The sequence below is a fragment of the Streptomyces cinnamoneus genome (genome assembly GCF_014650495.1).
Lineage (GTDB): Bacteria > Actinomycetota > Actinomycetes > Streptomycetales > Streptomycetaceae > Streptomyces > Streptomyces cinnamoneus.
In genome coordinates this window covers 430,259-439,609 of the sequence record NZ_BMVB01000004.1, presented here as the reverse complement: position 1 = coordinate 439,609, position 9,351 = coordinate 430,259, and the positions used below count along the sequence as shown (strand labels likewise).

At 73.1% G+C, this 9,351-nt stretch carries 6 protein-coding genes; 4 read left to right on the top strand and 2 right to left on the bottom strand.

Annotated features, from left to right (window positions below; genetic code table 11):
• The first annotated feature begins 460 nt into the window (after positions 1–460).
• On the top strand, positions 461–910 hold the full coding sequence (locus IE182_RS09015) for a PTS sugar transporter subunit IIA (RefSeq protein ID WP_190109138.1): 450 nt from the start codon (positions 461–463) through the stop codon (positions 908–910).
• 102 nt (positions 911–1,012) lie between these two features.
• A complete protein-coding gene (ptsP, locus tag IE182_RS09010) occupies positions 1,013–2,683 on the top strand; it encodes a phosphoenolpyruvate--protein phosphotransferase (protein WP_190109137.1) in 1,671 nt (556 codons plus the stop codon).
• Between the two features lie 81 nt (positions 2,684–2,764).
• On the opposite strand, the gene IE182_RS09005 is transcribed toward ptsP, so the two are convergent.
• Both IE182_RS09005 and IE182_RS09000 read right to left on the bottom strand, forming a co-directional pair.
• Entirely contained in the window at positions 2,765–3,679 is a 915-nt protein-coding gene (locus IE182_RS09005; protein ID WP_190109136.1) for a DUF8829 domain-containing protein, read from the bottom strand.
• Positions 3,680–3,782: 103 nt separating this feature from the next.
• Complete coding sequence (locus IE182_RS09000; protein WP_190109135.1) at positions 3,783–5,801, bottom strand: acetoacetate--CoA ligase; 2,019 nt, start codon at positions 5,799–5,801, stop codon at positions 3,783–3,785.
• Between the two features lie 208 nt (positions 5,802–6,009).
• Here IE182_RS09000 and IE182_RS08995 point away from each other — a divergent pair, with 208 nt between their 5' ends.
• Together IE182_RS08995 and IE182_RS08990 are read left to right on the top strand one after the other, a co-directional pair.
• Positions 6,010–8,370: a glycoside hydrolase family 31 protein gene (locus IE182_RS08995; protein WP_190109134.1), complete on the top strand. Its 2,361-nt coding sequence runs from the start codon at positions 6,010–6,012 to the stop codon at positions 8,368–8,370.
• Between the two features lie 173 nt (positions 8,371–8,543).
• On the top strand, positions 8,544–9,329 hold the full coding sequence (locus IE182_RS08990; protein ID WP_373303522.1) for a M15 family metallopeptidase: 786 nt from the start codon (positions 8,544–8,546) through the stop codon (positions 9,327–9,329).
• The last annotated feature ends 22 nt before the right edge of the window (positions 9,330–9,351 follow it).

Below are 9,351 nucleotides of genomic sequence, written 5' to 3'. Positions count from 1 at the left end.
GGGTGTCAACATATCTGGCGTTGACTTTTGGCACGCTGTTGAGTTCTCAAGGAACGGACGCTTCCTTTGTACTCACCGCAGCAATATTTGCTGGGCTTTCCTCCGGGCGCTTCCCTTCGGTGTTCCACCACTCTATCAGGAGTTTTCCGGCCCCTTTACCGCTCGTTTTCCGCACACACATGCATGCAGACACAACGAAGCGGATCCGGGAAAGGATCTTATCCGATGGAGTGCCGCCCTCCGCCTCGCCTGCAGTTGACTGCGGGCCTCGGTCGTGGGCAGGGAACTGACAGTACATGTCCCGCTCACACGAGGCAAATCGATTACGCACCGCACACGGCTCCCCGCGCGCACGCTCGTGCGGAATCCTCAGTTCCTATGACTTAGGCTTCCGACCAGTGCGCCGTCCAGGACAGGTAGTGACGGCGCGTGATGATTCTCCACCTCTGGGAGGCTTCCCATGACCACCGTGTCGTCCCCGATCGCCGGACGCGCCATCGGACTCGCGGCAGTGCCCGATCCGGTCTTCTCCGGCGCGATGGTGGGACCCGGTACCGCCATCGACCCCGTGCGTGAGCCCGCCACCGCGGTCTCCCCCGTCGACGGTGTCATCGTTTCGCTCCACCCGCACGCTTTCGTCGTCGTCGACGGCGAGGGCCACGGCGTGCTGACGCACCTCGGCATCGACACCGTCCAGCTCAACGGCGAGGGCTTCGAGCTGCTCGTCAACAAGGGCGACACCGTCACCCGCGGCCAGGACGTCGTGCGCTGGAACCCGGTCGCCGTCGAGGAGGCCGGCAAGTCGCCGATCTGCCCGATCGTGGCGCTTGAGGCCACCGCCGACGCCCTGGGCGACGTCCGTGAGGACGGCGACCTCAAGGCGGGCGACTCCCTCTTCACCTGGCAGTGACGTTTCACCTGCAGTGACCTGGAGCCGTCGCGGATGACGACGGCACGTACGACATCCACTGCGGCGGACACGACCCGCCGCATCCAACCGGAGACGGGTGAAATGGAGACAACGCTGCGAGGCGTCGGCGTGAGCCACGGTGTGGCGATCGGCGAGGTGCGGCACATGGGCACGGCGGTTCTGGAACCGCCGGCCAAGCAGATCCCGACGGACGAGGCGCCGCGCGAACAGGGGCGTGCGCGCCAGGCCGTCGAGGCCGTCGCCGCCGACCTCATCGCGCGCGGCAACCTGGCCGGTGGCGAGGCCCAGCACGTGCTGGAGGCCCAGGCCATGATGGCCCAGGACCCCGAGCTGATGGCCGACGTCGAACGGCGCATCACCGTCGGCAGCACCGCCGAGCGTGCGGTGTACGACGCCTTCGCCGCCTATCGCGCGCTGCTCGCCAACGCCGGCGAGTACCTGGCGGGCCGGGTGGCCGACCTCGACGACGTGCGCAACCGCATCGTCGCGCGCCTGCTGGGCGTGCCGATGCCGGGTGTGCCGGACAGCGACGAGCCCTATGTGCTGATCGCCCGGGACCTCGCTCCCGCCGACACGGCGCTGCTGGACCCGACGCTTGTGCTGGGCTTCGTGACCGAGGAGGGCGGGCCGACCAGCCACAGCGCCATCCTGGCGCGTGCGCTCGGGGTGCCGGCCGTGGTGGCGCTGCCGGGTGCCGGGGAGCTTGCCGAGGGCACGGTGGTGGCCGTGGACGGCAGCACCGGTGACATCTTCGTCGACCCGAGCGAGGAGAAGCGGGCCGAGCTGACGAAGGCGGCCGAGGCGCGCAAGGCCGCGCTGGCCGCGTCGTCCGGCCCGGGCGCGACGTCCGACGGACACAAGGTGCCGCTGCTGGCGAACGTCGGCGGTCCCGCGGACGTGCCGGCCGCGGTGGAGGCCGGTGCGGAGGGCGTGGGCCTGTTCCGTACCGAGTTCCTGTTCCTGGACGACAGTGCGAAGGCGCCGTCCGAGGCCAAGCAGATCGAGGCGTACCGCAAGGTGCTGGAGGCGTTCCCCGAGGGCCGTGTGGTCGTGCGGGTGCTGGACGCGGGCGCGGACAAGCCGCTGGACTTCCTGACTCCGGCGGACGAGCCCAACCCGGCGCTGGGCGTGCGCGGCCTGCGGACGCTGCTGGACCACCCGGAGGTGCTGCGCACGCAGCTGACCGCGCTGGCCAAGGCTGCCGAGGGGCTGCCGGTCTACCTTGAGGTCATGGCTCCGATGGTGGCGGACCGGACCGATGCCAAGGCGTTCGCGGACGCGTGCCGTGAGGCCGGGCTGCAGGCGAAGTTCGGCGCGATGGTGGAGATCCCCTCCGCCGCGCTGCGGGCCCGTTCGATCCTGCAGGAGGTCGAGTTCCTGTCGCTGGGGACGAACGACCTGGCGCAGTACACCTTTGCCGCCGACCGTCAGGTCGGTGCGGTGTCGCGGCTGCAGGACCCGTGGCAGCCGGCGCTGCTCGACCTGATCGCCGCGTCGGCCGAGGCCGCCAAGGCCGAGGGCAAGAGCTGTGGTGTGTGCGGTGAGGCCGCGTCGGACCCGCTGCTGGCGTGCGTGCTGACCGGTCTGGGAGTGACGAGCCTGTCCATGGGCGCCGCGTCGATCCCCTACGTGCGTGCCACGCTGGCCAAGCACACGCTGGCGCAGTGCGAGCGTGCCGCGGCTGCCGCCCGTGCCACGGACTCGGCCGATGAGGCCCGTCTGGCTGCGCAGGCGGTGCTGTCCGGCGAGTGAGCCGGTGTGCCTGAGGCGCAGGTGATGTGAGGGGGTGTCCCCGCCCGTGGGCGGGGACACCCCCTCCCCCTTTATGTGCCCTTACGCGTCCTGCGTCTCCCCTTCCCCGTCGGGTTGTCCGTCGAGCGGGATGCCCGCGCGGTACTCGACGCCCGGCTCCGGGGGTACGGGCTCGCCGGTCGCGGCGTCGGTGCAGTAGGCGGCGAAGACCTCCGCTTCGGTCAGGGGACGCAGCCCGCCGTCCTTCAGGGCCCAGCCCCGCACGGTGTCGGGGCTGCCGGGCCGGGTGGTGCGCAGGACGACGCCGCCGTGGCGGTCGGTGACGATGCCCGCGGCGAGGACGGTGCAGAAGACCAGGGCCTCCGCTTCCGCCAGGTGCAGCCGGCCGTCCTTGCCGCAGGTGGTGCGGAGCACCGCGACCAGGGGTGCGTCGCCGTCGGCCTGGACGCTGCAGACGAGGTGGTGTCCGCCCTCCCCCACGGCTTCGGTGATCCGTCGCAGGGCCCGGGAGGCCAGGGCGAACGCCGCCCGGCCGAGGTCCTCGCCGCAGGAGGTGCAGTCGCCGCCGCGGGCGAGCAGGGCCGAGGCGTACTCCCACGTGGCCTGCTGCTCGGCCTCGTCGATGAGGCGGGGCAGCAGGCCGGCGAGGGGCCGGCCGTCGTAGGCGACGGTGGCGCCCGTGGCGGCGACCTCGGCGGTGTAGCGGGTGCGGCTGGCCGCGGTGTCGGGGTCGAGGTGCAGGTCGGTGCAGTATTCCTCGTAGTCGACGGGGTCGAAGAGAGCGACGCTGGTGTACGTGCCCCGGGCGGCCAGGGACCGCAGCAGCCCGTCGACGTCCCGCAGGTAGTCGGCGTGGTCGTCGAAGAGGAAGCTCGTGTAGCGCCGCATGGCGGCGAAGTCCTTTTCGTCGGCCAGGACGGCCACGGTGCTCGGTGTCTCCGTGCGCAGCCTGCGGCGTGCGGTCAGCCGCCGCCGGCCGTTGTCGGTGTGCGCCATGAGTTCCCCCTCAGTGCGAGTGATCGGTGACCGATCGGTGACCGATGCTCACTCACCGTAAGGGGGGTCACTGACAGTCCGCCGTGACCTGCGGCGATCGCCCCTAGCCGCGCTCGCGTGCGAGCTGCTCGTAGAAGCCGAGGAGTTCGGCGTTGTCGACGGATCCGGGGTTGACCGCCTTCTCCAGCGGAGCGCCCTGCAGGAGGCGCTTGACGGGGACCTCGATGCGCTTGCCGGTGAGGGTGTGCGGGATGGCGGGGACCTCGATGACCTCGTCGGGCACGTGGCGGGGGGAGAGCTGCTCACGGATGGTGCGCTTGATGCGGTCGAGCAGTGCATCGTCCAGCGAGGCGCCGGGTGCGAGGTGGACGAAGAGCGGCATCCAGTAGCCGCCGTCGGGCCGTTCGACCCCGATGACGAGGGATTCGCGGATCTCGGGCAGGCGCTCGACGGCCTCGTAGATGTCGGCGGAGCCCATGCGGACGCCCTGCCGGTTGAGGGTGGAGTCGGAGCGCCCGTGGATGACGACGGTGCCGCGCGAGGTGAGGGTGATCCAGTCGCCGTGCCGCCACACGCCGGGGAACATCTCGAAGTAGCTGTCGTGGTAGCGGCTGCCGTCCGGGTCGTTCCAGAAGTGGAGGGGCATGGAGGGCATGGGGGCGGTGACGACGAGTTCCCCGACCTCGTCGACGACGGGCTTGCCCTGGGCGTCCCACGCCTGCAGGTCCGTGCCGAGGCAGGGGGCCTGGAGCTCGCCGATGTACACGGGCAGGGTGGGGACGGCGCCGGCGAAGCAGCTGCAGACGTCCGTGCCGCCGCTCACCGACGCGATCCACATGTCGCCCCCCGCCTCCTGGTGGAATTCGTCGTGGATCCAGCGGAAGCCGTCGGGCGGCAGCGGGGAGCCGGTGGTGGCGACGCACTGGACGCGGGAGAGGTCGAAGTCGCGGCCGGGACGGACCCCTGCCTTGCGGCAGGCCATCACGTAGGCGGCGGAGGTGCCGAAGAGGGTGGCTCCGGTGCGTTCGGCGATGCGCCACTGGGCGGCGGTGTCGGGGTGGCCGGGGCTCCCGTCGTAGAGGACGACGGTGGAGCCGACCAGGAGGCCGGAGACGAGGAAGTTCCACATCATCCAGCCGGTGGACGTGTACCAGAAGAAGCGGTCGCCGGGGCCGAGGTCGCAGTGCAGGGCGAGCTGCTTGAGGTGTTCGACGAGGATGCCGCCCTGGGACTGGACGATGGCCTTGGGCAGGCCGGTGGTGCCGGAGGAGTAGAGCACCCACAGGGGGTGGTCGAAGGGCAGCTGTTCGAAGACGGGCTCGGTGGGGTGCGCGGTCAGCGCGTCCCACTCCAGCGCGCCCTCGGGGGCGGGGGTGCCGAGCAGCGGGATGTGGACGACGGCGCGCAGCGTGGGGAGGCCGGCGCGCAGCTCGCCGACGACGTCGGCGCGTTCGTGGCGCTTGCCGCCGTAGTGGTAGCCGTCGACGGTGAACAGGACGGTGGGTTCGACCTGCTGGAAGCGGTCCAGGACGCTGCGGGCGCCGAAGTCGGGGGCGCAGGAGGTCCACACGCCGCCGACGGCCGCGGTGGCGAGGAGGGCGACGACGGCCTGGGGGATGTTGGGCAGGTAGCCGCTGATGCGGTCGCCGGGGCGGACGCCGAGGCGGCGCAGCTCGGCGGCGAGGGCGCCCACCTGGCCGCGCAGCACGGCCCAGGTGACGGGGACCGGTTCGTGGGTCTCGTCGACATGCAGGAGGGCGGGCTCGTCGGCTCGCGCAGGGTCCTCGGCGGTGCGCAGGGCGTGTTCGGCGTAGTTGAGGGTGGCGCCGGGGAACCAGCGGGCGCCGGGCATGGCGGCATCGGCGAGGACGCGCTCGTAGGGGGTGGAGAAGCGGACGTCGCACCATTCGGTGACGGCCTGCCAGAAGGGCTCGGTCCGCTCCACCGACCAGCGGTGCAGGGCCGCGTAGCCGGCGACGGGGTCGCCGGGCACGGGGGCGGGGGCGCCGTGCCGTTCGGCGGCCCAGGCGTGGAAGCGGGTGACCTGCGCGCGGGCGATGCGGTCCTCGCCGGGGCTCCACAGGGGCTGCGGCGGGTCGACGGGCTGCGGTGCGGTGGTCATCTCGGCTGCTCCCGGGCTCTACGCGTCGTGGGCGGCGCCGTGGGCCGGGCGGGGTGGCACGGGACACGGCTGACCAGGACGATGCCATGTGATCGACTCCCGCACCAGGGGTGTCGTGTCACACCGTGAGGCGGTGGCGCGGGTCCTGCGGGTGAACGGCGGTTGAACGGCGCACGGGCGGGTCGGGGACGGTGGCAGGGTGAGCGGCATGGACGCGGGTGACCTTGTGCGGTCGGTGAAGTGGATGGCGGCGTTGCGGGCGGCCGGGAGCACGCAGGGGCTGCGGTCCGTGCGGTCGGCGTGGCGTCGGCGGCGGGCGGACGCGCTGGGGCTGCCGCGGCCGGGGGCGCAGCGGGCGCGGGTGCCGGGGCTGGCGGAGGGGGCGGATCCGGAGCCGGGGGGCGGGGTGGTGCGGTTCGCGCGGTCGTCGCTGCGGGTGCGGGTGGCGGCGGGGGGTGCGGTGTTCTGCGGCTGGGACGGGGCGGGGCCGGAGCCGTCGTACGCGCTGGCGCGGCCGGGGCCGGAGGTGGACGAGCGGGCGGTGCTGGAGCCGGACACGGACGGCGGCTGGCGGGTGGTGTCCGAGCGGGTGCTGGTGGTGGTGTCCCGGCACGGCGGGGTGGAGGTGCGCACGCCGGGCGGGATGGTGCTGCGGCGTGAGCTGCCGCCGCGCTGGTGGGAGCCGGCGGCCGGGGCGGAGGGGGACGCTCGCTGGGTGCAGCGGTCGGAGGTGGCGGCGGACGCCCGGTTCTTCGGGCTGGGCGGGCGGGCGGCGGGGCCGCGGCTGCGGGACGGTGCGTACCGGCTGTGGAACACCGATCCGGGGGGCGCGTTCGAGCCGGGGGACGACCCGCTGTACATCACGATGCCGGTGCAGCTGGTGGTGGCGGACGCGGGGACGCACCTGGCGTTCCACGACAACACCTGGGACGGCCGGGTGACGTTGTGGGAGGGCGAGGAGGGTGCGGGGTCGGGGCACGACCGACCGGGGCGCTGCGAGGTGCGGATGGAGGGGGGTCCGCTGCGCTACTGGGTGCTGGTGGGCACTCCGGCGCGGGTGCTGCACGGCTGGGCACAGCTGACAGGTGCGGCCGCGCTGCCGCCTTCCTGGGCGCTGGGGTACCAGCACGCGCGGTGGGGGTTCGGCAGTGAGCGGGAGGTGCGGCGGGTGGTGGCCGGTTACCGGGAGCGCGGGCTTGCGCTGTCGGCGGTGCACCTGGACATCGACCACTACCGGGGGCACCGGGTGTTCACCGTGGACCGGGAGCGGTTCCCCGATCTGCCGGGGCTGGCCGCGGACCTGCGGCGGGAGGGCGTGCGGCTGGTGTCGATCGTGGACCCGGCGGTGAAGGCCGAGCCGGGGCTGGAGGTGTACGAGAGCGGGTGCGAGGCGGATGCGTTCGTGCGGGACGCCCGGGGACACCGGGTGCGGGGGGAGGTGTGGCCGGGTGAGTCGGTCTTCCCCGACTTCACCGACCCGAAGGTGCGTGCGTGGTGGGGCGGGCTGTACGCGGAGCGGCTGGTGCAGGGCTTCTCCGGGGTGTGGCACGACATGAACGAGCCGGTGTCGTTCGCGGCGTTCGGGGACCCGACGCTGCCGCGTTCGGCCCGGCACGTGCTGGAGGGGCGCGGTGGTGACCATCGCGAGGCGCACAACGTGTACGGGCTGTCGATGGCGCGGGCGGGCTACGAGGGCCTGTGCGAGCTGCGGCCCGAGGAGCGGCCGTTCGTCTTCTCGCGGTCGGGGTGGGCGGGCATGCAGCGCTACGGGGGCACGTGGTCGGGGGACGTGACGACGGGGTGGCCGGGGTTGCGGGCGTCGCTGGCGCTGGTGCTGGGGCTGGGGCTGTGCGGGGTGCCGTACTCGGGGCCGGACGTGGGGGGCTTCACCGGTTTTCCGTCGCCGGAGCTGTTCGTGCGGTGGTTCCAGCTGGGTGCGTACCTGCCCCTGTTCCGCACGCATGCGGCGATGTCGGCGGGGCGGCGGGAGCCGTGGGAGTTCGGGGCGGAGGTGCTGGAGCACACGGGGGCGGCGCTGCGGGAGCGGGAGCGGCTGCTGCCCTATTTCGTGACGCTGTCGCACCTGGCGCACCGGACGGGGGCACCGTACGTGCGGCCGGTGTGGTGGCGCTCGCCGGACGACCGGGCGCTGCGGGACTGCGAGGACGCGTTCCTGCTGGGGGATTCGCTGCTGGTGGCGCCGGTGCTGGAGCGGGGTGCGGACCAGCGGGCGGTGCGGCTGCCGCGGGGGCGGTGGTACGACACGGCGACGGGGCGGGCGCACGAGGGGCCGGGGCAGGTGCTGCTGGACGCGCCCCTGTCGCGGATCCCGGTGCTGGCACGGGCGGGGTCGGTGGTGCCGGTGGCGGGTGCCGACGGGGCGGTGGAGCTGGAGGTGTGGGCGCCGGCCGCGGGGCGTACGGGGGGCGGGGTGCTGATCACGGATGCGGGCGACGGCTGGGAGCGGCCGGAGGTGGTGCGTTTGACGACGCGGTGGCGGGGCGGGGTGGTGACGGTCGAGCAGGAGGGGGCGTCCGAGGTGGGGTATCCGGTGCGGATGCGCGGCTGAGGGGCGGGCGTCGTCCCTCTTCCGCGGTGGCCCGCCGGGTGGTATCCGGTGGGGTCATGCCGAGACTCTGCGTTCTTCTTCGCGCGTTCCTCCTGCGTGCGCTACCTCTGCGCGCGTTACCTCTGCGCGTGTCCGTGCGGCGCATACCTGTGCGGCGCGCGTCCGTGCGGCGCGTGTCGTCCCTGCGCGTGCTGGTGCTGCCGTCGGCCGTGCTCGCCGTCGTCGCGTCCGCCCCCGGTGCCGCGGCCGCCGCGCCGGGTACGGGATCCGGGCCGCAGCGGCCGCCGGGGTTCGTGGCGCTCGCCGAGGTGGACCCGACGATCCTTCAGGAGATGCGCTACATCACGCCGCACAACTTCACCGGCCACCGCGTCGCCGGCTACGAGCGGCCCCGCTGCCTGCTGACCCGCCCGGCCGCCGAGGCGCTGCGCCGGGCGCAGCGCGCGCTCCTGCGGGAGGGATACACGCTGAAGGTGTACGACTGCTACCGGCCGCAGCGCGCGGTGAACGACTTCGTGGCCTGGGCCAAGGACCTGGCGGACGTGCGGATGAAGGCGGAGTTCTATCCACGGGTGGAGAAGTCGCGGCTGTTCGAGGACGGGTACATCGCGGCGAAGTCCGGCCACAGCAGGGGAAGCACGGTGGACCTGACGATCGTGCGGCTGCCGGCCCGGCCGACGCGCCCGTACGTGCCCGGTGAGCCGCTCGTGCCGTGCTTCGCTCCGCGCGCCGAGCGGTTTCCCGACAACTCGGTCGACATGGGGACGGGCTTCGACTGCTTCGACACGCTGTCGCACACCCTCGATCCGCGGATCACGGGCCGCCAGCGCGCGAACCGGCTGGTGCTGAAGTCCGCGATGGAGCGGGCGGGGCTGGTGAACCTGCCCGAGGAGTGGTGGCACTACACGCTGCGGGACGAGCCCTATCCGGCCACTTACTTCGACTTCCCCGTGCGCTGACGCCACCGCCGACGGCGCTGCG